Source organism: Rhodopirellula baltica SH 1 (genome assembly GCF_000196115.1).
Lineage (GTDB): Bacteria > Planctomycetota > Planctomycetia > Pirellulales > Pirellulaceae > Rhodopirellula > Rhodopirellula baltica.
Map to the genome: position 1 here is coordinate 2,182,769 of NC_005027.1, position 24,860 is coordinate 2,207,628.

At 52.6% G+C, this 24,860-nt stretch carries 15 protein-coding genes; all 15 read right to left on the reverse strand.

Annotation, left to right across the window (positions count from 1 at the left end; translation table 11 throughout):
• Nucleotides 1–26 precede the first annotated feature (26 nt).
• Nucleotides 27–389, reverse strand: coding sequence for a hypothetical protein (locus tag RB_RS08380; RefSeq protein WP_011119804.1), 363 nt, complete (start codon nt 387–389; stop codon nt 27–29).
• 347 nt (nt 390–736) lie between these two features.
• Nucleotides 737–1,369, reverse strand: coding sequence for a carbonic anhydrase family protein (locus RB_RS08385; RefSeq protein WP_011119806.1), 633 nt, complete (start codon nt 1,367–1,369; stop codon nt 737–739).
• Between the two features lie 63 nt (nt 1,370–1,432).
• Nucleotides 1,433–1,975 carry a trypsin-like serine peptidase gene (locus RB_RS08390; RefSeq protein ID WP_164921722.1) on the reverse strand — a complete coding sequence of 181 codons (543 nt, stop codon included), beginning with the start codon at nt 1,973–1,975 and terminating at the stop codon, nt 1,433–1,435.
• Nucleotides 1,976–2,349: 374 nt separating this feature from the next.
• On the reverse strand, nt 2,350–4,767 hold the full coding sequence (locus tag RB_RS08395; protein ID WP_164921723.1) for a DNA/RNA non-specific endonuclease: 2,418 nt from the start codon (nt 4,765–4,767) through the stop codon (nt 2,350–2,352).
• Nucleotides 4,768–4,883: 116 nt separating this feature from the next.
• Nucleotides 4,884–7,427 carry a hypothetical protein gene (locus tag RB_RS08400; RefSeq protein WP_164921724.1) on the reverse strand — a complete coding sequence of 848 codons (2,544 nt, stop codon included), beginning with the start codon at nt 7,425–7,427 and terminating at the stop codon, nt 4,884–4,886.
• A gap of 349 nt (nt 7,428–7,776) precedes the next feature.
• The gene (locus tag RB_RS08405; RefSeq protein WP_164921725.1) at nt 7,777–9,054 is read right to left on the reverse strand and encodes a hypothetical protein; all 1,278 of its coding nucleotides are present in this window, start codon (nt 9,052–9,054) and stop codon (nt 7,777–7,779) included.
• A gap of 52 nt (nt 9,055–9,106) precedes the next feature.
• Nucleotides 9,107–10,663, reverse strand: coding sequence for a Dyp-type peroxidase (locus RB_RS08410; RefSeq protein WP_011119811.1), 1,557 nt, complete (start codon nt 10,661–10,663; stop codon nt 9,107–9,109).
• A 33-nt stretch (nt 10,664–10,696) separates the two neighbouring features.
• Nucleotides 10,697–13,015: a hypothetical protein gene (locus tag RB_RS08415; protein ID WP_011119812.1), complete on the reverse strand. Its 2,319-nt coding sequence runs from the start codon at nt 13,013–13,015 to the stop codon at nt 10,697–10,699.
• Between the two features lie 338 nt (nt 13,016–13,353).
• The gene (locus RB_RS08420) at nt 13,354–16,119 is read right to left on the reverse strand and encodes a ferritin-like domain-containing protein (protein ID WP_011119815.1); all 2,766 of its coding nucleotides are present in this window, start codon (nt 16,117–16,119) and stop codon (nt 13,354–13,356) included.
• 131 nt (nt 16,120–16,250) lie between these two features.
• Entirely contained in the window at nt 16,251–17,126 is an 876-nt protein-coding gene (locus RB_RS08425; RefSeq protein ID WP_011119816.1) for a zinc-dependent metalloprotease family protein, read from the reverse strand.
• 68 nt (nt 17,127–17,194) lie between these two features.
• Nucleotides 17,195–18,694: a hypothetical protein gene (locus RB_RS08430; RefSeq protein ID WP_011119817.1), complete on the reverse strand. Its 1,500-nt coding sequence runs from the start codon at nt 18,692–18,694 to the stop codon at nt 17,195–17,197.
• 148 nt (nt 18,695–18,842) lie between these two features.
• Nucleotides 18,843–21,347, reverse strand: coding sequence for a hypothetical protein (locus RB_RS08435; RefSeq protein ID WP_164921726.1), 2,505 nt, complete (start codon nt 21,345–21,347; stop codon nt 18,843–18,845).
• A gap of 24 nt (nt 21,348–21,371) precedes the next feature.
• Nucleotides 21,372–22,097: a dienelactone hydrolase family protein gene (locus tag RB_RS08440; protein WP_011119820.1), complete on the reverse strand. Its 726-nt coding sequence runs from the start codon at nt 22,095–22,097 to the stop codon at nt 21,372–21,374.
• Nucleotides 22,098–22,111: 14 nt separating this feature from the next.
• Nucleotides 22,112–23,236: an NAD(P)/FAD-dependent oxidoreductase gene (locus tag RB_RS28535; protein ID WP_011119821.1), complete on the reverse strand. Its 1,125-nt coding sequence runs from the start codon at nt 23,234–23,236 to the stop codon at nt 22,112–22,114.
• 5 nt (nt 23,237–23,241) lie between these two features.
• Nucleotides 23,242–24,825 (reverse strand): LodA/GoxA family CTQ-dependent oxidase, encoded by a 1,584-nt coding sequence (locus tag RB_RS08450; protein WP_011119822.1) that lies wholly within the window; start codon nt 24,823–24,825, stop codon nt 23,242–23,244.
• Nucleotides 24,826–24,860 lie beyond the last annotated feature (35 nt).

A 24,860-nucleotide genomic window follows, 5' to 3' on the forward strand; every position in this document is an offset into this window, starting at 1 on the left:
GGAAACCCTGTTAGGCGATCGGCGAGCTAAAACTTGCCGATGAAGTCGCGGCGAAGCAGGTTGGTCACGAAAATCTCATGTGCAATGTAGCATGTGAGTGCAGCGAGAATCCAAGCGAGAATTCGATGTCGCGGCTTGCGGAAGAACAACGCAACGATCACGAGTGAGATCAGAAACGGGACGAGATTGCCAAGTAGCCCGTAAGCCGACCAGCTAATCTCGGGAACAGAACGCCCGCCCCCAATCTCACGACGCGGTACAAGCGTGATGAAGCCAATCACCGATGCAACTGCCAGCCCTAAGGTGAGCATCGGGGCAAAAATGAGGACGCAAGCGACGGATTCCCGTTTGGCGTCGGCGTTCTCGCGTTCGGTCGGCGAAATTCTCACGATTGGTCCGACAACGGAAGGTTTTTACGAAACCTTTACTGGCGTTTCGTAAATGGTTGCGAAATGCCAGTTAATGGCGACAAACCGTTCTAGTGCAAGAATTTGCTGATATTCAGGTGCGTTCAGCTGTGGTCATGCTTCGTCGGCTGTTGTCACAGTTTATGTCAAAACAATACTCTCGATCGACGGTTCCAAGGACTTCACTGGAGATTCCGCGCTCCATCTTCACTGCGGTAGACGCTCATGTCCTTAGTTAGAAGGTGTAATTTAACACATCGAGAAATCTCGCGTGGTTTGGTGCCCCAAAGATAGCGTCTGAAGTCCGAGCGAGTGTTCAAATCATGAATCTACGAGAAGTTCGAGAGGACAAACCTTCGGTTAAGCGGCTGCGGAAGTCTGGCCGGCTCGGCGGCGAAACGGATCAGCTTATTAATCTCTTTGCTGGGGAGCTTCAACGGTTCTCTCAAAACGATCCAACTTACGATTTCGTCATACTCGGGCGTCGTGAGGGATCCCTCGTACCGGTAGAAGTGCTGGGTATTTGGTGGAAGCCATTCATGAGGATTTGTCTTGAAGTCCATGAATTTGCGGGCGTCGTCCTTCGCCATCGTTTCCATCAGTTCAATCAAACCCGGCACAGTCTTTGCCGAATTGTCAGCCTCGATCATGATTCCTAGGACCGCGAGCTTACCATCATCCGGATCGCAATTCTGATGAACGATGTGAAGTTCCATCTGGAACTGTTTGTCCTCGATCCAGTGCTCACTCTTGTGATGGAAGTGAAACTGCACAATGTGAAAGTCACGCCCATCAAACGAAATTCGCTCTTTCTTGTCACCGCTAAACACGACTTGCACCTTACCGTGATGCGGCTTGAGTGTTCCGTCGAGGTGCTTTGACCATCGAATCTTCAATGGCCTGGCGTACTTGGTAACGACTGGTGATTTGATGTGAATCGGCGATTGTTGTTGGTTGTTCATTTGTGCCTCGGATTTTGATCAGATTCAGGATGAAATTTCTTCAAGTGTGCTTTGACATGACGGCTAAACTGTGCGAAGAATCGAACCCGCCCATTCCAGCAATTCAACGACTTGGTCTCCGTAGTAAGTCGAGCCTTGAATGTCTCCTGCTTGGCCTGGGTAGGGACCAACCTGGTGACCTCTGGCTCGCCATGTTTCGCCCACGTGCAGCGCCCAAGGCCCGCCAATGGATCCACCGCGAAAATCAGAGCTCATTGCGATTCGGTCTTCCGGATCTGACAACTCCGTCACGAACTCACCATCGCATTGCCACATGTTTTGAAGGCTGTGATTGGAAGGATAGCCCAGCGCAAGCAGCCGATCTCCACCTACGACTTGGTGCGTCAATGGTTCGATGAAGCCTACATCAGCGTCAAAATCTCGATCCAAGATACAAATCGCGACGTCGTTGTTTGAACTTGGGATTTCCGGATAGGCGGAAGGAAACCTGTAGCTGACAACGGAATAGAGAGCGGTTGGTTGATCAGACCCAAATCCAGGGACAAAGACAATGTTGCTTGAGAACTGAGCGCAGTTCGTCTCGTACAAATTGTGTGCGACTGTCATAATGGTACGCGGACCAATTGCCCAAGCGGATCCATAGGCGTCTTCCATGACGTTACACTGACCTGCCCGTGCACTGCGAAAAAGTATTTTGCCAACAGCCGAGTAAGGCATCTCCTTGTATTGATCTTGCGGCACTTCGCTCGAAGTAAACGATGGTTGTTCGTCTAGAAATGACGCAGCCGCGCCGCGTTGAGGGAAGCGAACGCACCTATTGCACCGTTCGGGACAGGAGCCAAATCGCTGTTGATTCCAGTATTTGGAATTCAGCTTGTGCAGCGACTTTCGCTTTCTCGCATTTTTAGACATGCTTCAATCTCGTAAAAGCATCTGCAGACGATGAGTGTGAACCTCGCCCTACTGTGATTTGGCGATGCCTAGGTGAGGACAATCTCTTTGTATGAACGGAGCAGACGCGGCACCTGTGTGGCAGTCGACTCACCACCACCCCTGGCGTCGTTCAAGGGACCAAAATTCAGATGAGTCAGTTCTTCGATCTTGGTGACGGTAGTTTGAAACAAGTCTCGCTCGCGGAAGTCAAACGCTTCTTCGTCCATGCGCTCAATACGCGGGTCGTCATCGAGCATTCGTTTTTGGCTCAATAGGAACGCCGCAGCCTTCAGGTCATTACTCTCGTCCACCCATGCGATGACTTTCCAATACTGAGTCGGAATGCGAACTCCATTGTCTCGGAAGTCGGGATCGGAATCACGAAATACAGGCCCAGTAAAGACGCTGATCTTCACATCATGCTTCTCGGCATTGTCGAGAGCGAAGTTTTCCAGGCCTAACCACAATCCATTTGCGTCATCACCGCGATCATCGGATTGGTTGAACGTGTCGTATTGGGGAGCACAGTTCACATAGTGGTAAGTGTCAACGATACCCCGAGCCGAATCGCGTAGTTGCCCACCCCAACCCGGATCAAGCCGCCGGACCAAGTGCCCGCGATCCAGCTTGTTGTCGCGGCCACGGTAATGGTCATTGTTGGTCTGTTCGTGTGCACCAATGCGTCGATCTTCGCTCCAACTCGCACTGCCGCCATCGTCCCCGCTACGAATGCGAATCAGTTTTTCGCCGTCAATATTGACCGCTGTGAAGTACGCTAGGCGTCGCTCTCCGTTCATCACAACGCTGAAGTTGTGAAATCGTAACACGTATGGCAAGTCGCCATTGATCGGATCGCGATTGATCGCCGCCGCTGCAATCTGATCTTCGGTCAACGCCGGCAGGTTAAGCTTATGAGCAAGAAACTCCGCGTCGTAGCCGTTGCGATTGGAGTAATCGCGATCAATTCCAAATCGTTCGCGCAAACGTTCAACCGACACAACGTCGAAGTCATTGTTGACTAGAATGTGGTCGTCCGGCTCGCCAATTCTTACAGTGATCTCCACGGGAACCCTGACACGAACTGTGCCCCTGCCTTGGGCAACGCGAACAACTCCATCTGCAACGGGTCGCTGAGGCAGATTGCCGTCTTCACAGTGCGGCTCATTGTGGCAGTTGGGCGAACGAAACTGAACGATTGACTCTTCTGAATCCGATTCCTCTAGAACACCATCTACCAAACGTTGTTCCGATCCGCGAAACGTCGTATCTTTCAATAGTTCGACCAATGCGGAACTTTGGATTGCCTCGTTGGCAATCCAGGCGATGTGGTGATCCGGTGTTCTGTTCGTTGCCACGTTGCCGAAGATATCGAGCCAGTTCCCGTCATCGTCTTTGTCTGGCACACCAGAGTGATGAAGTCCGACCAATTGCCACTCATCGTTGAATACGGGCGAGCCACTGGATCCACGCTTTGTATCGGCGCGATAGTGCAAAAAGGTCTCGTCCGGAATCGCAATCACCGTGTTGTCGCGCAGCGCGACTTGTTTCGGCTCGCCTGCGGGATGCTGAACAATATTGAGTCGCTCTCCCATAATGACAGCATCCGAGTCTGGAAGTAGTCGCATGACAGGAAGTTTGTCTAGGTCAATACTTCCACTTGTGCGAGATCCGATGGCGACAATCGCAACATCGAGATCTCTGTCGGCAAAGAAAAGTTGACTTGCGTCGAATCTGAATTTTGTTGGCGTACTCAATCCTCCGTCACGATTGAGTTCGCGGAATCCGAACTCGACTTGCACTCCCCGAGTCTCGGCCGCACTCCCAAAAACATGATGATTGGTCATGATCACGCCGGGGCCGACCAAGAAGCCTGTCGCGAAACCACGGCCGCCAAAATTGATTCTTCCAACCGACGCGATTCGCGAAGCTCCATTGAGCAAGAATCGCACATCGACCAAATCGTTCCCGTTGAGAATCCTCTCCAACGCACTGGCTTCCGAGATCGTGGCCCGAGACATCGACGCACTGTCGAGCGAACGGTTTGCTGCACCAGCTCGTGACGCTTGCTTGGCGAGTTTGGGATCCACACCCGCTCGTTCGAGCCGATCTTGAATGGTTGAGAGTCCGTTCTGAGCAAGCAAATCACTACGTGACTTTTCCAGCGGGGAATCAAACTCTTGTTGGATGTTATGAAATCGCTTTTCGGTTGCCGCAATGACATCGTCTGGAATGACAGAATGTTCATAATTTTGAGTCACAACTGGCTCCATTGTATCGATTGCCTGTATCAAATTTTCGCCTATCATTAAACCTATAACCACACTGGATTGGTACGGAAGCCAGCAGGAATACAATGGGAATGAATATTGAATCGTCCCACGAGATTCCCATTCTGGTCGAGAATCATGTCGTACCTTGGCCCGTTGCCATTCCGAACTCACTGTTGAATCATCCCAACGATTCATCAACTGAAACTGGTCACGGTTACTGACCTGCGTTCGTGTTCGGCTTGTTGCGTACAACCCAGCGACAGCGTAAAAACCTGCGACGTTGCTCTTAGCCGGTTCTTCCCACTCAACTGTTACTTTGAAAGATTCAGCATTTCTCGGGGGGACAGGCTCTTGCTTTGCGGCAACGACTCGGTGATCCAAGGTGTTTCTTTGGATTCCGTATCTCTTCCAGACGAGGCTGTCGCGACGGTGTCGTTTCGGTGAAGTGCTTTCTCATGACGTTTCCACGCAACTTCGATTGCCGCCAAGTCGGTCTGTGAAAGTCGCCAGGACAAAGGTGGTGAATAACTGCTAGTCCCTTCGCTGTCCTCCGGTTTACTAGATCGAGTGTCAAATCGGAACAATGCAGTCAAGACTTCGATCGACGATCCTTGTTCTTCGGTCGATTGTTGTTGCCGCTCCAATATCTGGTCGATTGCTCTGGCGATCTCCTTGACGGCAGGTGCCTTCATCTTTTCGGGGTCACTTTGTCGAAGTCCCAATTGAAAAGCACGCATGTGCCGTTCAAGACTAACATCGATTTCGACACCATCCAGGCTTTTCTCGATAGAATCAGTCTGCAGATCCATGATCGCTTTATGCAGACGTTGATGCTTCTCCGGATCAACCTCTGCTTCGGCTCGCACGGAAGCCTCCTGGACTTGTTGCAATAGCTGATCAATATCGCGAGCCGTGGATTGCTGGTGCTCGATGAAATCCTCGCTACTTGTATTCATCAAAAGGCTTAGTTCCAGATTCGCACGCTCAGCTTGGGATGAAGTTCGGGTGGCCGCAAGTGCGGTGAGCGGCCCAAAAAATGCACTTTTGGTGCCTCGGTTGTCGTAAGTTGCTTGGGCAACGCTGGGTGGAAATGGCTCAATACGAACGAACAGTACGCGGTCGAACGGAGCGGTTTTTCTCCTCTTGTTCTTCATGTCCTCATCGTACCGAGTGATGAGATCCTGAAACATGCTGATTGCCGAAACAAGCCCTGTATTGTCTGCATATCCTCCATCACACAGATGAATATCGAGTCGCGAGCGTAGCTCCGGCGCTGCGATCTGACCGTCATCAACAGGCAGTGGCAATGCTGCTGGCGTCACATAGGCAAATGTCGCTGACAGTCGTACCGCAGTGGTCAATCGGGGATTGACGATCGTGGGTTCAGTGAAAATCGAGCCATAGAAATCGAGAAAGTCTATCGGCATGTTGACGCCATCGTACTGATTTGGCCGCGAATCTTCCGGCGGAACAGCCCTGCCTTTGACCTGAGAAATCAAAACGCGTTGCCCGGTCTCGACTGCTGTCGCATTGAACACCACCGGGGGAAATTTACCATCAATGGTTGGTTGAACGAGATCCCTTACTCGAACCTCGCTCATCCAACTGGCGTCTGCTTCGGTTCGTCCCAATCGATTCCACCACGATCCTTCCAACGCCCAACCACGATCAGCACGACCGTCAAGTTTGAATGGCAAAATCAGTCGTGAAAAATCGGGGAACGCCATGCCCCAGCCGATCGCTTCAAGCGAAGACGCATTGGATCGAGCGTTGAGAAGAAGCTGATTTGCTGAAGGACTCATGGGGGGATGGTTGATGTCATTGACACGAGGATACCGATTCGCCAAGTAGTGCATCGTACCGACACTGCCTCCTGAAACCGAACTTATCAGCCCAATCGATTCACCGAACGGTTCGATCTCCGCTTCGAGACTTGTAAGAACTTTCGACGTCCAAGCTGCGGCCTGAATTCCACCGCCGCTCGCTGATACAACGACACACGTTCGTTTGCCGTCACCCCATCGGGGAAAATGGTATTCGTCGTAAAGGTCATAAAGGTAAGGGGGATCGGGATAGTCGCTGCTTGACTCGGGGCGCTGCGCCAATGCGTCGATCAGATTATGCCCAGTATTTGATGGCGGACGATCGAGTTTTGTAAAATTAGCTTCTTGAACACTCAATAACTCGAAATAGCGCTGTTTGTCTGACACAACCAGCATCCATGCCAAGATTGCTAGGCCAACCGGGATTCGGTAGCGATCAAATAAAAATGCAATGAGTGAAACGAATCTTCCAGTCAAGAATATCAAGACAAGCAGATAGAATCCGACTGGCCATTTCGGGACATTCCACAAATCAGCATGGATAGATTGCCAGAGCCAGACAAAATAGACGGTCACAGAAAGCAATAATCCAATTAACAACTGCAAATGGCCCGGCAGCAACACTTTCGTTTGAGCATCGGTAACACCATGAATGTGGATTGGCAATTTGAGACGATGCAGTCGATGCTTAGACATTAATGTGGGAAGTATCCAGCTCGCGAAGTGCCTCGCCCACTCTTCACCGGGAAACATGCCACTACTACGGGAATCGGCACCGCCACACAACGCACGAATAAACGCTAGTAGCAAAAGGCTCGCCAATGCCGCAAACAGGCCGATCCCGATCCCAACAACAGCAGCACTCCATGAGGCACCGTTTGCGTTCGCCATTTGCAGCATTGCGTCTGCGCTAAGTTGATCAGCGATCGTTTCTCTTGAGGCTACGATTGGATAGATCAACGACATCGAGAACCACACAAACCATCCCAAAATCGGCCAGCCAGCAATGTGGAATTTTCCCGATTCGTTCAAAGTTTGCGTTTCGAATTGAGTTGGTAACTCATCGGACTGCGAAGCATGGCCTGCGAAGTAGTGACGACTTCGACTCTGCCAATGCAAACGGACGAGGCGATAGGTTGCGATTCCGAACGCGACATTCATCGCATTGAGCCAAGTAAGCCAACTCAGGTCAGTGCGAAAGAGAGAATCGGCGATCGTATGATCACCCAGTGTCAGCTCCGTACGAACCGTTCGTAACAGCACCAGTCCCCGCAGCATTCCAGGCAAGAACCAGACCGCTAGAACAATCAGCATCGGCGACAAGATGGTCGCGATTGCATAGCGTGACCACCACATTCGTCGAGCATGAAAAATGATCGATTTAGTTATTCTCATGAAACGGAACTGCCGTTGTGTGGGTTGTTGTAATCATGCGTCTCAACTGGGGATTGACTGGTGGCAGCGCGTCGCGTCTGACTTGGTTTCGGAAGAGCCGAGTTCTCATCGATGTCTGACTGCGCAATCTCGCGAGTGTATCAGTAGGAATGCTGCCAGGATTCGCTAGGATTCGTTCTCGTTCTGCTACGTAGTATTTGTTTGACGCTTGTCCGACTTGCGATAGAAAGGGTGACCAGTCTGTGAGTGAAACGTCACTGGCAACCTGGACCCACTGGTTCGAGAAGAAACCACCACGCTCATTGCTGTACCAAGCAAATTGCCCAAAATCGGCCGCAGACAAATCAATTTGTCCTCGATGTCCGAGCAACAGCCATTCCAGCCCCGTCGCGCCGACAATCTGCATTGTTCTTGCGCGCAGTTCCATGCGGTATTCAAACGGATCAGCCTCACCCTGAACATTGCAGGCATCGGTGACAACAGCCCGAAACTTGGCGGGGGCGGCGTTCAAGTATTTCCATACGGTTCGCCGTAGAAGATCCTTCCTCTTGAAATCCATAAAGTGACCTCGGGATGGATCGTTCTGCGATTGTAGAGGGTCGAACGCGCCGTGACCGAGGTAATACACGAAGACTGAATCGGCATCGGTGGAAGGAATCACGCCAAGCTCGCGAATGATCTTTTCTGGGTTGCAATCGTCTTCATCCAGGATCGTTAGTTCAAGTTGATCCTTACTGATAAGCTGTTTGAGCTGTTCGGAAATCTGGTCCAAGCTGACTTTCGCTCCATTTCCGATCGTTTCGTCTTGCGTATCGGCAATCAGAATGGCAAACAGAACTGGCTTGACACCGCTTGCCTGCGAAGTCGCCGCTGTTCGATTTGCCGTGAGCGTGATGACCACTGGGTCAACATCCCAGTCGCGTGTGCGCAGCGTATCGCTTTCCTTAATCGTCAATCGCACATTGCCATGACTAGCATCTGATGCGTCTCGCAGTCCTTGGCCGTTGCGAATGATTCTTCCGTTGAGATGAGTGATCTGATCGCCGGGACGCAATGCGCGAATGACAGGAGGATTGGCATTGGCGAGACGCAGTCTTTGCGTAGGACTATTGGGAAGCAACGAGCGAACGAAAACTCCTTCGATAGACTCGTCGATGTGGATGTCAAGTCGATACTCGTAACCGACGGTGGGCGGAGAAATCTCAAAGGGATCAGCGTTTTGTGCTTTACATACGATTGGCGTCAGCGCTGTTGCGGCAATCATGATCGCATGTACGTAGCCAAGTCTTATGATCAACGGCTTGTTCTTCATGTGATTACGCTGTGGCTAATTGGTTCAGTGAATTGATCGATGGGCAAAAGAAGTAGCCGCCGCCGGTTGGGACGACCCAGTCTTTTCGCGTGGAAACGGTTGCCTCGGAGCCAGATGCGTTTTTGAAAACGCAAAATCGCTCGCGGTCGGTTGCCGCCCCATTCTGACCGAGGATCATGTCATGACCTTCGTTGTTTCCTGGTTCTGGGTTCACCGTTGAATTGACCCAGCGGAACATTAACTGCTCAAATTGATCGCGAATGCTGGTTTGATAACACAGAAACAAAAGTCCTCGATTGTTTTCATTGGGAGCATCCTCGTACGCAGGGCCAAAGGGGATTCCGCGACGCAGGATTCGCATTTTCATCGTGTTTGTTTCTGCTCCAAGGTCCGTTGACCGGTCGCGAGGATTCACTTTACGGATGTGTGCGTGGAAAGGACAAACGATGCCATCGGCGTCTGCATCGGTCCCTTGAACGATTCGGCCATCGGCTAACTCAATCGGACATGTTTCGTCGCCGTAGCCGAAATAGTTGATTCGTTCTTCGGATGTCATTTGTGCGGGTGGCCCATCAGGAGACTGCTGCATGGGAGTTCCATCCGGCCATCGGCCAACGATACTCGCCCGCAGCAGTTCTGCGTCGATATGTGAGAACTCCGAATGCGCAGCTAGCTCCGACGCCATCTTGTCCGTCTCTTCGCGGAAGAGCCGAACGTCCTGCTTGAGTCTTCGGAAAACCAAAAATGAACCGTTCTTCAGAAAGTCATCGGTGTTGGCAATCGAGGACGGATCGCGAAAGTTGTTTGAATTCTGGCGCGGGTATCCGAACACGAATTCACCCGGCCAAACCAGAGGCGATCCCGGCGACGCCCATTCCGGCCCGGTTGGCAAATTGCGCACCCGACGTTTGGCTAGAAAGTCATGGGTGCCGGCCGACACTCGACCACGCATCGCCGGCTGGGAGACTCCATCACGAAACCCAAAATGCTCTTGATCGTTCTCCAGGCGATTGCCACGTTCATCGTAAATGACCGTATGCGTATTGCCTTCGATGGTGTCAATGAGTGACGCAACCCCTTCATCCAACGTGGCGTCATCGGACGACCCGATGATCAAGAACAGATCGGCCGCGTTGTCTGGACCGCCAACCAGCCAATTGTTCCTGTGTCCCTCACTTGCTGGATCGCGATGATCGCCGAGAGCAAAACTACGACTATGAAGCCCCAGACGAAACGAACGGTCCGCGTCGTTTACCGAGTCGCCAATTAGACTCATGAGTAGTTCGTTACCCAAAGCGACATTAACCCACAAAGGGTGTGATTCCAGGGCACGAAAGCTGGATATCCCAAAGTTGTAGCTTTGTCTCGCCCGTTCCAAACGACTCTCGTGAAACCGCAATGCCTGATCCATCGTGGTGACCTGAGGTAGCAATTCGCTAATCAATCGACGAATCTCATCGGCTCCCCCCGACTTGACCGCGATGAGATGCTGGAATGGGAAACGGAAACCCGGCGCGATGTTCGCTTGAATCTGGTCGGTCGAAAGTAGCGGTTCGATCATTCGGATTGCCTGTCGCAGAGGTGCCCCGGAATGCTACCGAGTGTAAGGATTCTTGATGCTCTTCAAGTTTGGCAGGGGATCTTGAGCAGCGTCCAGTTCGCGCGCTGCAGCAATACCTGCTGGGCCACCTGGCGGCGGGCACGGAACATCGATATCAGTAATTCTTTGCAAATCCGGAAGAGTTGGATGTGCGCAACAATGTGCGACACAGGACATCGCACTTGGAACAACACTCGCGTCAAAAGCTTTGCCAAAGATGACGATCGAGATAAACTCCGCGATTTGCGAACCAAAACGAAGCGGTTCGCCGCCAACGTTGACATTGCTCAGCGGGCCGCCATCGGGAAGTGAAAATTCTGCCCGCAGAATTTGCTTTTTGTCTTGATCTCCACGGATGACTTTCCAGCAGTCGTTGAACGTGACACCGGTTGGAAATTCGAACGGTGCTGGGTCAAGACTATGAATGTACAAGCCGACTGGATCGTCGATGGTGACAAATTGTTTCTGCCGTACCAGGCCGTTGATCGCGGATCCGATTGTTGGGTCGCTAGAGCGATCAGGACCACCATAGCCAGCACAACAAATTAGCGCGCCTGGCGCTGTAATCGGCCCAGTATCATTTTTCCGTAGGACAGTCGCATCGGCGGCTAGGAAGACCTCAGCGGAGAGTGAATTGGCTGGATGTGTCAGATGAATTGCACCGTCGGTCGTGTTCCATTTGTTGTAAGGATTGTATTTTCCGTTTTGATTGATCGCATTGCCATCCTGATCCGGGATGAAGATGTCCTCACCGAAAAAAAGATCCGCCATCGCGACGGACTGGCCCGTTAAGTCTTGATAGAGCGTCAATAGTAGATCGGGGTCATCGTCCGCGATGAACCGCCAATACTCTGGGTTCTCACAAGTAAAGACAACTTTTCTTAGATCGTTGCCCGTGTCGCGGAAAGAATGCCACTCGCAATACTCGTCTTGATCGCGAAAAACGATATCGTCCGCAGGCACAAATCCGCCCGGCACTTGTCGGTAATAGCTCGCTCGTCTACCGGTTAAGTCTGCACTGGCGGTTTCTTCCACGATTCGCCAACGCTGTTCGACATCCTGAACAACCTGAGAATATTTCCGAGGGAAACCGCTCCACGGAATTTCTGCCACACTTCCGCCACCGTGTTGCGGCGTGTCAACCAGATTGAAAAGCCGAACGTCAGCCATCGACACTCCGATGTCTTGTACCAGTCGCGTCTCTGCCGAGCGAAACCACCCGTGAACGACTTCGCTCCACTCTGCTTTCTGAGCTGGCGAAAGGTCTTCGACGTTTGCCGGTGGTGAGTACTGAAATGCTCCACTGGTGCTATCAAGTGAGTCAATCCAGTTTTCGATGTATTGAATATCGTCACTACTCAATGGCGGTTGGTTCAGCGGCATTTGCGGAATGCCAGAAAGCGTTCCCTTGAGAACTTTGACGAGAGCCGAGCGAGCCCCGCGATCCGGCCCAGGATCGGCAATCAACGCATGGCCATAGATCGGTGGCACCGCTAAAAATTCATCCTCGGGAAGTCGCCAAAATCTGGCCTGACCATCATGGTGCGGGAAGCTCATCCCAGAAGCCGATTCCAGAATTTGTTGAACACCCGCATAAGTCACGGGCGGTGCAGCACCGACACCTGCGAGTGCTGCGCGTTGCGATGGAGCGCAAATTGCATCGAAGGCCTCTGGTGCAGGTGCCCGAAAACGGTGCTTGGCAAACGCCCAATCAAGATGCTCAAACGTAAGTCCCATCCATCTGTCGCGCAACAAGTCCAATCGACTTGCGGGCAGCTCTGGATTGCTGGGACTGTCATTCACCGGAATCGCTTCCGTTTGAATCGCCCAAGAGAGTCCCATGCAACGATCGATGTGCAACCAACGATCCGCTGAATCGCCTAACAAACTTGCAGCACGGATAAATCCATGCCAGCGTTGCCAGCCAACCCAATTATCCGGAGTCCCATCCATCATGTGAACGCGTCTGCCTGGTGGTCGCGGCGGACGATCGTCAAACAAGACACCTTGCCCGAAGTCCTCAAACGCACTGCGAATCGCATCATCGTCTTTCAAGTGTCGATCAATGATTTGCAATTGGATTGCGGCGAGGTCTAGCAATCCGCGTTTACCAGATTCGACCGTCGTCACAAATGGTTCAGGATGACTCGGATTTGAAAACGAAGTCCGCAAAAACTCGGGAAGCGAGTCCAAGCCCCAACTCTGAGCAAAATACCCACGCTGAAACGCATCGGCGATCACCCGCGTCCGCTGCCACAGTGTTTGATTGTCAAAGTCAAACCAAAACTCCCGACCAAGTTCTCGCGTATACATCCCAACGTTCCCATCAAGTGTTCAGTGAATTCGATCTGACCTAGCTTAATGATTCGGACCGTTCGTGCTACGGACTCCCATGGGATCGAAATTACGAAGAAGTCATCAATCTATTCATGGAGAATTCTCGCTCATAGGTCTTGTTGCGTAGAAACTTCCTGATCGATCTCTACCGAAGTAACGCCTTCGACATTATTTAATTTTTCAATCTCGTCTCCAGCGGAGTCGATCAAGAGAATCCATAGTTGTCCGAAATTTGTTCGGATCGCATCAAAGTCGATGTCTGCGTCCAGCCTGTATCGATTGGTAATGGAAGTTTCAACAGACCCTGCCGTAAACTATTTCAGTTTCAACAGGGAACTTTCTGACTCTTCGCCACGTGTCAAACGAAGAATAAAATATCCAGGTTGCACCCGGTTGCCGGTACTGTTTTTCATATCCCACTCAACCCCATTTATATCACCAGAAATGTTCTCAATAACCGCTACCTCATCTCCAAAACGATCCCAAATGCGCAGCGTTGCCGTTTGCTGTGCATCGAAACCGACTGGAATGTGAACGGTCTCAGTTTGGCTGGAACGGGTTAGCAGCCGAGCGGGCATGATTTGACGAGTTGAGGCAATCGCCTGGACCGCGATAGCTCCACTGTCGATGGACTCATACTTGTATACCGTGACGCCCGACGAATAACCCACGGTGACGGGATTACCGAAGAAACGAAAGCGATTGATGGCTCGACCGATTTCGTTGGCGTCCCGCCAGGTGACACCGCCATCGTCGGTCGAGCTGCTGGACTGCCGTTCAAATTCCCGGTCTCCCCAGCCGCCGACCCAGCCAACGTGTTCGTCGATGAATCCAACACCCTCCAGGTTGGCATTCTGTTGCGGGTCATTAATTAGCAGCCGCACCCAATTTTCGCCACCATCGGTCGTTTTCAGAATGGCTCCTGTATCGAATGCCTCCAATGACACAAAACCGATTTGATCATTCAGGAACTGGATCTTCCAGCCCCATTCACCTTTGACCAAAACTCCCGAAATGGAATCGAGCTTGTTCTCCCATGTCTTTCCGCCGTCAGTTGTTTTCAGAACGACCGGGAATGAGTTGTCGCGAATTTGCGGTTCGCCAGGTTCGATTTTTCCACCAACCACCCAGCCCGTGTTTTCGTCCGTAAAAAAGCAGTCGATCAACATGTCTGACCACGGTTCCATGTCAATCGCTTCCCAGTTCGCGCCAGCATCGGTTGTCTTAAAGACGCCCGTTGGTCGATTCGGAAAGTTCGTTCCGGAGGCATAAATCACATCCTTGGAAACAACAGAAATCCCGCATATCGCCGAAGGTTGATTGCCTGGCAGGTTATCCACCGATTGCCAATTCTGCCCTCCATCAGTCGTATGAAAGAGTCGCTTGCCTGCTGTCAGGGTTCCCGCCCAACCCGTTTGTTCATCCGCAAAACCCAGGCAACGAAAATAAACCTCGGGGTCGCTTAACTGGTCTACCCATGAATCGCCACCATCTTCGGTAAAAATAATCTTCCCATTGCTGTTGGCAGCCCATCCTCGCTGCGGATCAATGAACCAGATATCGTCCGTGCGTGAACTGGCGTCCGGAGCATTGGTGCGCCGCCAGGCCATTTTTTCTTCAGGTTGTAGCGGGTCTTCCGGGCAACCATCATCAATCCATTGCTCAATAAATTGAATGTCTGAATTCGATACCGGATCAAAGCCTGCGGGCATGCGACTGAAACGAGCACCCGCAGGTGAATTTGGCAAATCGGCACCAAACGGCGCTTCACCCTTGAGGGCCTTTACCATGTTTGAGCCTGAACCATCGTTGACCACGATCAAATCCAATCCGGCGAATTGAAATGCAATAAACTCATTCCTTGTTTTGTTTCTCCAGAAAGCGCCGTGTACGCCGATTGTGACTGACGGTCCTCCGATGGATTCATCGAGAATCTCGATAACTCGATCAAACCGAGTCTTCGATGGCTCGTCTGCTCCGGCAACGTATTCAAAGCTTGGTGTCAAATGGTAGACGTCGTCGGCTCCGATCTGAATGGTCTTCAAAGAGTCCGGACTGATTCGTTTTGCGACCACATTTTCAGCATCCTGCTCCAGTTGTCTCATCGTTGCGACTGCAGTGAAAATCGCGGCTGGATTTCCATGAAACGCGGAATCGAGTTCCCGCAGCATGCGTGAATACGTCAAATTGAACGTTTGCAAAAGCTCGTGTTCTTCCGAATCTCCGCGGAGATCCTGAAGTTTGAGGTTTGCCAGGAGAGGGAAAACTTGCTCAGGGTCATAACCAATGCGTTGCCCCGAATAGGAGAACCCGCCGGTGCTAGTCCAATCCGGTTTCAGCCTTCTTCCATGAAAAATGGCAGCAAATTTATAGTAGTGCGCATAGTCATCGACGACGCCGGTGTTGGGATCGACAGGCGACTCATACGTCCCCTCGCCCTGTTCGACAATCACGTCGATTGCTCGCAGCGCGGACTCCAGCCTGGTGACGATGTCGGGAACCTGATTCGTATCAATGAACCTTCCAAACGCCTGATGAACAGAGACCTGGTTTGCGGGAGGGCCAGAGAATATTTCACTGCCAAAATGCATGAGCGCCTGTTTTATCGCTGCATAGAATTCACCAATTGTCGAGAAGGTAAACTGGGGTGCGACAAGAGCCGCAGACCTTTCGATGGTTGGAAATTCCCGTGGTCGCTCGGGCTCTTCGATTTCCATGAACACGTTCTTCAGGAGCTGTTTTGAGAATCGCTCGAGCGGAACAATCAGTTCATGGTCCGGGTCAGTCGATCCCACGCCGAGCGGAAGCTTCGACGGATAATCCGGGACGAACTCTGGAAAGTCGATCCTGGGTGTGCCACCAATCGCGTTCAGGATGTTGGCAGCAAGCGTCATGTGAAGCATTTCCTCAATCGCGACTTCTTTCAGACAGTCTCTGATTTCGGAATTGAGCGGGCCGTGAAGAGAATAGTGCGCCACGAGGTAGGGCGGGATCGTCGCGTGCTCAAGTTCAATTGCTTTTTGCAAGAACTCCCTCAGGTCGTCGACGCTCGTGATCGCCCCTGTTTCGAGATGCAACATTTAGTGTTCTCCATTCCTAAAAAGCTCAAACTGATGAAGTGTTGTCCAGCCTGGTCTCGACAAGACACACTCGGTACACATAACCGTCCGTCGTCACCCGCACAGGCAACAACATTGACCAAAAACTCGCGTTACTCGATCGCAGAACGAGTATCAAAAAATCTCGGCGTAACCAATTCCCCAGCCTCATGGTATGGTGCGAATAGTCGAATTGGGGTGCCGTTGACATTTGTTAGGACCCCCGACCAAACAGCCCTGTAAAGCTCCCGCAGATCACTACGATCATCTTCAGTAAGCTCACTTTGTTCGCCATAGTTCATAATCGAAAATGCGCGGTGTTTCCCAAAGATCACACTTGGCCATGCTTGCTCTCGAACTTGTGCAAAGAAATGCCGCAGGCCAAAAACGTGACCGAGTTCGTGAATAAATGTGTCCACCTGTTCTTTCCGCGATTGCTCGAACGCTTCAGGATAGACATGAAAGTTATGCCTGCCTGAGTCTGGAAAAAACGCGCTCGCGAGGGTACAGCCAAACGGAGTGCAGCGACTGTTGGCATTCACAACAACGCGGAAATCGTATGAGTCACGCTCTTCTTTCAATCTAATTGGTGCCGCGTCTCCCCAAGCCAACATTGCTTCCTGCATCAATTCACGCACCTTTCGCTTGACCCCGGATCGTTGTTCATGCGATGAAAGGGCAACTTCATCAAAACACCATCTCAAAGTCGTGCCGTAGCGCCACAACGGGATAAACCCTTCCGAGGCATCAAGTACGATGGAGTTTGGGTCAACGTCATCAGGTGTCGCGAACCCACGTTCGTCAGTAGTGCAAACCATTCGTTTGCTAGTTCGATGAATTTTTTTCTCTAGTTGCCGATCTGTGATTGGGGATTCGCTGCGTTCTTCTTCATCATTATCGACAGCCCCCAACGCCCCCGACTCTGCCAAAGCTTTAATCAGCCTCTGTACCAAATCTTCGTAATCAGCCTTTAACATTGATCGCGCCATGATAGTCTCACTTTCATTTAGTCAAACACGTAAGTATTCTGCTGCCAACGACTGGCAACGTTGATTGCTCATTCCAGCGGTGTCTCCAACTCCCTCCCAAAAAAGAACTCGGTGGCGGACTGTTGCGACACGACTGCTGGCCTAGCCAATGTGATTGCTGCTACGGGGTCTACCAGTGGAGGCGGGAACAGCAGGTGCACGACTTGTTTCATGGTGTCGACGTCGAAGCCTTGTTGCGGTTTCGCCCAAGGCTGATCGTGCTCGACCCAGTTCTTGCCATGGAACCACGGCAGGCCGCCGACATCTGTTCGTTGGACCTCACCGGGATGAGCCGCTTCGTGAGCAGCGAACCAGTCTTCGATGCGATCGTCGACCCAGCCGTGAAGACGCCAAAACACTGGATTGACGTGGGACGAATAGAAATCGCCCAAGTAGTCGTTGCTTGGATCCGCCCACTTCGAGTCGATGTCTCCAATGCCTCGCCCGGCAGGGACCTTGGTGCCTTCGGCTAACCTAGGAACCGATGCCCAACGCATGTGCATGTCGTTGTGGATGGAGAATTCAAGCAGTGCACCGAGTTGCCCGAGCGTAAGTCGCGACAGTCGCTCTGGGTTCTTAAACTCGCGATCCCACCAGCGCATTCTTGACCAGTAGTATTCGTCACTCTTAAGTGCGTGGATTCGACGCTCAAGGTTTAAGGAGGAAGGCCAATGCCAAGCCGGTGGCACGACAAAACCATCGGGGTTTCCAGGAACGGGAAGCTCCGGATGTGCTCGCGTGAAATCTGGCTCCGCTCTGACAGCACCAGGTTGAGGAGGCTCCGACCAATGTTGGATTGGGTCCAGACCAAGCCCATGCATCATGTGTGCAACGTGCGAGATCATCTCGCGATGCATGAACAAAAAGTCGATGCCGGATCCATTGTCCACCGCAGTCTTGCCGGACTCGGTCCCCAGTCGCGGAGGCTCCCAGCCGAGCTTGCGAATATGCTCCCGAGTTTCGTCTGACACATCGCGGGAGAGCCAGAACTGCCGCAGCGAATGCCAAAGCAAATGGTGTAACCGGTGTTTTTCGCCTGCCAGCATACGAATAACAGGTTCAGGCAGCGGGATCACGATTCGCGGCTCCGGAAATTCCTGGGCCACTGCAACGAACGACGCGACTACGCCCGCTGGTGCATTGCCGTGCGCAGCACTGCGAATCACCGTACCAACAATCGCAGGAACTTGGTCCTTTCCGTCAGCCCATTCGGGTGCGAGGTAGCCAACGTAGTCATAAACCCAGCCTTCTGCACTTGTTCCGGCGACACCTGTCCCGCGAAGACGAATTCGATGCGGCGTACCGTGTTCGATCCTGCCAACCATTTCTAACCGAGCGTCTTGTTGCGTTGGTGGATCGCTACGAAAAGACAGTTGACCACGGACGTCATCGTGGCCCACCACCGAGTCGAATACCAGTTCGCCCTGCCCGAAAAGCAATCGCTCGCCGAGCGGCTGCGTCGGATCAAGGTGATCCTGGACGTTAAGAAAGCTCCGGTAGACCCAAGCTCCAGCCAAAATATCGTTCATGATCTGGCACTACTCCCCAAGGACGCCCGCAGCGACTCGCCTGCATTGCCATTCAACGCAGGATTCCCTTCTGACTATTAAAATGCGTGAAGCGAAAGTAGCTACGGAAGTCGATGGGAACTCAATGAGAACGAAATCCGTTGTTCCCTTAGTAGCCCGCTCCGATATCTAGGTCCGATGGAAGCAGACGAAGGGTGCTGTAATTCTCGATTTCGTCGGAGGCGAATTCAGCTTGGAGCTTTTCGAGTTGCGTTTTCATTCTGTCGTGGGCTTTGCCGTACTTTTGACGGATTTCGTCGTCTTGGAGATCGTCGAAGACGTTTTTGAAGTCGGTCATGAGCTGGGTGTAACGCACTCGTGATGTAGCCATCGCAACGCAGGCGAGTGAACGCCATTCGTCGACACCGTAAGTTCCGCCGTCTTTGGGAACTTGCACTTTGTTGATGCGTGGGTCGAGTGCCAGACGGACGCCGGATGTTCCGTAGACTTCGTGACGGATAATCAGATGATGCATCATGTCGGCGATGAATCTTGCCAGCCCAGAGCGTGTTCTTAGTTCCTCGAACCGGTCTGGAAGCGGCTGAGAGTATGTGGCCGTGAGATTGGCGAATAAGACTTGAACACACTCGTCCGACGCGACATCAGCATCACTGGCGTAAACGGCTTCGACCAAGCTGGTTGCGTATTCCAACCAAATCCGGGCGTATCGCTTCTCCCAAATCAGGCTCGATCTCGGCAGGACGTCCTCCAAAGACTGCCCCTCACGGCCGGTCAGCAGGACTTGCTCGCGACCAACGAAGTCCTCGTCTTTCGCCAATTGGTACTCGCCGAACCGATCGTTCAAATGTCGCATCAGCGATGCGTTCGTAGTCGCGAATATCTGCGGAAAGACCGCTTTGTCTTCCAGCAGGTTTTGAGTCGTTAGTTCCTCGGCGAGTTCGTGAGCGAAGAGATGCGGGTACAGAGCCAGTCGCACCGGATGAAACCACTGCCCTTTCGCGTCGAACGAGTTGAACAGTGCGACTTCGATCAGGTTCAATCCCATGTGAATTTCGACAAGGTGCTTTCCACTGACGACGTAAAAGTAAACCGTGGCCAGAATCATATCCTCGGCATGACGGAACCTTGCATCGGCCGGATCAACCACAAGCTCAATCGTCGACTCCGGAGCGTGAACGTGAGTCAGCTTCAAGCAACGATTGTCATCGTCGATCTCGAAGTACGCCTTGCCACCGTAGGACTCATAGTCTGCTTTGGTTTCGTATTTCTCGAAGAATGAGAGATCCAACTCAAAAGCCTGTTTACCATCTCGAACGACCGGCTGGACGAAGGTGCCCGCAATGCCGTACTCGACCAGAAATGCCAATAGCTGGCCACGGTGATAAGCTTCGATCGCGGTCGGCGGCGTGGGTTGGAAACCTGGGCCTTGAACACCTGACTCGATCGAGAACCATCCAAGAGTTGGCAGATAGATGCGTTGAAGGAACTGTTTCGGCCAATAGTCACTGCCATCGCTCCAAGGCTCCATCCTAGGTTTTAGCCGAAGCGGAACGTCAACGTTGGCGATCGGGAAGATACGGTTGACGACGCTTGCGGCGCCGAAGGCGAATTTCACCAAGCGCGTGATCATCCCAAAAGCGTGCACCTTCAAGGTTAACGCTTTATCCAGACAGGGAACGCTGACCGGATGTGTCAAATTCCGCGGATGCGCGACGTAGTACGGCAAAATACCCAGCGGCCGAAGTTCCTTTTCACGCCCCGCGTAGAGTTCGCCTAACCGATCCGGTCTCGGGATTCGCACTCCACCGGCGATGAAAAGATAGAAATACGGCCAAGTCGCCCCGGACAGCATTGAACGGAACACGGCCCAAGTCTGAGGAAGCAAATAGAAAGCCAACGCCATCCCGACTGGGATCGAGACCAACAGCCGCAGGCCGATTCCCGAAACTCCCCTGTGTGCTGCAGCGGCTACATCAAACTCAGTCCTCAATCCGAAATACAGCAACCCAACCACCGCGGTTGCGACAAGATGAAAGATCGTGCTTCGACGCGGTGTTTGCGATCCGATGAAGGTGCTCGCGTAAAGTCCTATAGCGGCTATCGCCAGAGTAATCCTGATCCAAGCACCGGCCTTGATGCCGTCACATGTGAATACAAGAATCAACACCGCCAGCAAACCGACCGACAAGATTGCCGCGCCAATTTCTTGCGGACCGCGGAACAGGAACAGAATCAGCAGAAACCCCGTAACGACTCCCACGACTGTCGTCACCAGCCCCGAATAGCCAAACGCTCCGAGCGTCAACAATTCGTAGGTGAGATAAACCGATCCGAACACAAGTGCGATATTGCCCAGCCGAATGGTTTGAATGAATCGGCCCATGGCGGTTCCCAATAGCTGGTACGGTGCTTTTCGGATGAGCAACCAAGATTCGTAAAGAAAGCCAATCCCGCTCCCCAGTGCCGTGAACCAAAACGGAGCCACCGCCCACCCAGGAAGATCTGGCAAATAGACGATTGCCAACACCGAAGCGACTAAGAAAACCAGCAAGCTGCCCGCCGAAAGGTAGGAGTCTCCCACGCTGAAAGTCGTTGGAATTGGCGCTGTGAATCTTTCGATCCCAGGCGGCGTGATCTGAGTATTTGCTTGCACGGCTATGTCTCGGTCGAACATGAATTACAGGTGATCTGCAAAAAACTTGATTGTGTCATCAAGCGACTCTTTGCGAGCTGTCGCGCTATCTGCGTCTGTGCCTTGAAACCCGTGGCCGGCTCCGGAGTAGTACGTCGTCGTCACGGTGGCACCTTCGGCGATTAAGTCTGCCTTGATAGGTGAAGCATTTAGACTGATCGGCACCAAGGCATCCGCTTTTCCGTGATGAATGGCAGCCTTCAATGCTGGGTTCTTGTTGGGCCCAAGACCAATCAAAGGTGTCTCGGTTCCGAGATCAACATTCGGCGGAAACCGGTAAGGCGCATAGTGTTCGACCAATACGTTGACAGAATCGCGGATCTGCAGGGCGAGAAATCCCCCCAGAGATAACCCGACCAACCCGACTTTGGAGTCGTCCACCTTCGGCAAGGCTTTTGCGGCTTTGACCGCGTCCCGCAGAACCTGTGCCCACTGTTCATTCCTCGGCAAAATCGACGTGAACGCAGCTTCGCTACTTCCATGCGGAGTCGGCGGATCGACTTCAAAGTAGTCTGGCGTCAGGGCCAGAATCCCTGCCTCAGCTAACTTCTTCGCGAAGTTTTCGATCTCGGCTTTCCAAGGAGAAACAAGACCGTCGCTACCGTAGGCGATGACGACAGCGCGGTCGTACGCCGATGCCGGTTCGTCAAAGGTCCAGGGGATGTTCTCCCGAGATGAATCAGTGCCGGTCTGGAAGGTCGATGGGATCATAGCTATCGAGTGCCTTAAGATTGCGGATTCGGAATCACGGTGCCAACTGCTCGTTGCACAAGTGGGCTCTTGATTGACGGAAGAGTGCTGTGCCTCCGCTGCCAAAACGTCGTTGCCCAGCGTTTCTCTTGAGAGTAGGTAGCTCTCGCTTGAGCTTCGGATTCTTCCCTCATCGAAGCGAGGACTTCGTTGTATCTTTGGGATGCGTTCGTGTCGGTCGAAACGATGGCGTCGGCAGCCAGCAACCCTGTTTCCAAAGCACGAACGATTCCATTTCCGCTCAGTGGACTAGTGGCTATAGCGGCGTCTCCGACAGCAAACCAATGACTCGAACTAGGCCTAGAAAGACGACTAGTATTCGCACGAACCAACCGCGGCGAAAAGGCAGGACTTGACGGGGCAATTCCTCGATGAGCAAAGCGAGTCTGTTCAAGCAACTCAGTGAAGTAGGTGGTTCGTTCCTCTGGCCGCTTAGGAATGAGATCGACGTCGGTTAAAAACGCGGTCACCGAAACGTCGCCCGGCAGACCGGCTGAGTACCACCAACCGTCGGGCGTCGATTCAATTACAAGCCGCGGATCACAAGATTGCTCGTCGCGATAGCTGACGAGTGCAATGAGGTGGTCATCGTGTATTCGTTGAACACCGAATCGCGTCGCCATGGCTGATGCTCTGCCGGTCGCATCGACAATGACTGGCGATCTGTACGAGTCCCGGCCAACTTGCAACTCCCATCGGTCATGGCTGTAGACAAACTGTATCGACTGTCGCGAGAAGACCACTTTAACGCTACTTTGACGGCAGGCGTGGCTAAGCATTCGATCAAATCGAGCTCGATCGAGGTTCCAGCCTGAGCCAAAAGGACGTGTCAAGAAACTAGAGAAAGAAATGCCAACGCTTCCCCAGGAAACTAGCAACCCCGATGTCTGCTGAAAGGCTTCGGCGTCGAATCGATCGCGAACGCCAAGCTGATTGAGAAAGCCAATTGCCTCGGGTGCTAGCGATTCCCCCGGCCGCTGTTGCGAGTAGTCGCTTTTTTCAATCAGGGTGACGGTTGCTCCTTGCTGTCGCAGCCTTAGGGCAGTGGAACAGCCCGCCGGGCCACCTCCAATCACCATTACATCTGAATACTGGCTCATAATGACTAAGCCATGAACATTCCATCGGGATTTCGTTCCTGCTCGTGATACTCCTCTCCGACTTGAACAACGATGCCCAGCTCATGCCAACGCTGAACCATGTCCTTGTGGTTTGAAATCTTTCCTCGAGTCCAAGCGACTTGTGAGCTTCCCGAGTGCTCAAACACTTCGTCAGGTCGCTGTGCCGGCCACCATGACCCAGCGCACTTCAGAAAGTCAGCTTGCCAGGGAAGAGCATTGCCTTCGGTTAAGTAGCCCGGTGAGCGCAACTGGTCGATTGAAGCGGGTTTCAATCTAATTTCGTCAGCACGATCTGATGAATCGACGTCGTAGATGTTCAGCCGCAGTGCGACGATTCGGTTCACTTCGATACCTGGGAAAAACGCGCCACCAGCGCAAGATTCCAAAGCCGCGATGTCCAGTCCTCTTGCGGAGACTGTTGCTTCAGGCGTAAATGCACCGGCCCAGTCGTTGACAAATTTTCCGTCTTTCCATTGACGCATCAAATGAAACTGTGTTCTAGTGAACGTCAGTCCTTGGGTTGGGTAAACTGCACCATCAAGATCGCCCGTCAGGCGTGGCATGTTTCCACTGCTGCCTGGGTTGTCGGGGTCCCTGAGCTTACTAAAGATCGCGGTGCGAGCAGCTTGATGCGGATCGCCGTTCGCATCCGGTTCAAGACTTAGGTCGTCATGCCGGGACAAGTGAGCGCCGACATGCCCCAAGTTAGCAAGCTTGTTGACCCAGCCCTGTTGCGACGCACGATGCAGGATTGGATAAATTTCATTGGTGTAGGACGGTCGATAGTCGCTGCGAAATTTGCCGCCGTCAAAGAGGGATGTGTTGAGCGAAAAATTGCGAACGCAGACATCCAACATCAAGTCATAGAGTGTCACAACGTTGCCGACGCCTGGGGCAAAGTCGGCTGGCCCCACAATAATCCAAGCAGGTTTGACTGCTGTAGTGGTACCATCGGTGAACTCGATCGTTGCTTCGACGGGACCATCGGAGGTATCGTCATACCAAAACGGGTTGTTGTCAAAGCTGAGGCTGCCACCAGCAGAATACCCGCCATTTTCCCCAGGCTTCAGGACGAAATCGGATTTGCCAAGTCCACCGGCAACGACCAACGTCCCGGATGGTTCCACCGTCGCGTCTCCCAAGAAGACTGGGTCACCGCGGAATGCCCCGTCGTCAAATTTTTCTTGTTGTCCCGGGGTGTCGAGGGTCTTTCCCGATGGTGCAATCACGAGGTCTGCTTCGGCAATACCCGGATTTCTTTTACTAGGAGTAACGCGAAGAATATTGTCGCCGGCAGCTTTGCGGTTGGCGAGACTCACACGCCATTGGATCTTTGCGACGTCGCCACGTGACAAGTCGACTTCCACTGGCTCCGCGTCAGGATGATCCGAGTCGTACTCAAAGACTCGAAATCGCGTTGCTTGGCGTTTCAACCGCCCGTCTCGCTTGAACTGTCCGTCTGATGGGCTTGGACTGGTGCCCGGAATCTCCGGCCCAACGAACGTTTCCATGCTGCTACCTAATCGGGCAACCCCAATGGCTGGATGAACGCGGTAGCTCTTGGACATGTCTTCGATTCCTTATATGATTTGCCCGCGTCGGG

Excerpts from the sequence above, each read along its gene's own strand:
- RB_RS08430 (WP_011119817.1), bottom strand. The coding sequence starts at position 18,694 with ATGAACGATATTTTGGCTGGAGCTTGGGTCTACCGGAGCTTTCTTAAC.
- RB_RS08395 (WP_164921723.1), bottom strand. The coding sequence starts at position 4,767 with ATGAATCGTTGGGATGATTCAACAGTGAGTTCGGAATGGCAACGGGCC.
- RB_RS08450 (WP_011119822.1), bottom strand. The coding sequence starts at position 24,825 with ATGTCCAAGAGCTACCGCGTTCATCCAGCCATTGGGGTTGCCCGATTA.
- RB_RS08405 (WP_164921725.1), bottom strand. The coding sequence starts at position 9,054 with ATGATTGCCGCAACAGCGCTGACGCCAATCGTATGTAAAGCACAAAAC.
- RB_RS08440 (WP_011119820.1), bottom strand. The coding sequence starts at position 22,097 with ATGATCCCATCGACCTTCCAGACCGGCACTGATTCATCTCGGGAGAAC.
- RB_RS08390 (WP_164921722.1), bottom strand. The coding sequence starts at position 1,975 with ATGACAGTCGCACACAATTTGTACGAGACGAACTGCGCTCAGTTCTCA.
- RB_RS08425 (WP_011119816.1), bottom strand. The coding sequence starts at position 17,126 with ATGGCGCGATCAATGTTAAAGGCTGATTACGAAGATTTGGTACAGAGG.
- RB_RS08385 (WP_011119806.1), bottom strand. The coding sequence starts at position 1,369 with ATGAACAACCAACAACAATCGCCGATTCACATCAAATCACCAGTCGTT.
- RB_RS08420 (WP_011119815.1), bottom strand. The coding sequence starts at position 16,119 with ATGTTGCATCTCGAAACAGGGGCGATCACGAGCGTCGACGACCTGAGG.
- RB_RS08410 (WP_011119811.1), bottom strand. The coding sequence starts at position 10,663 with ATGATCGAACCGCTACTTTCGACCGACCAGATTCAAGCGAACATCGCG.
- RB_RS28535 (WP_011119821.1), bottom strand. The coding sequence starts at position 23,236 with ATGAGCCAGTATTCAGATGTAATGGTGATTGGAGGTGGCCCGGCGGGC.
- RB_RS08415 (WP_011119812.1), bottom strand. The coding sequence starts at position 13,015 with ATGTATACGCGAGAACTTGGTCGGGAGTTTTGGTTTGACTTTGACAAT.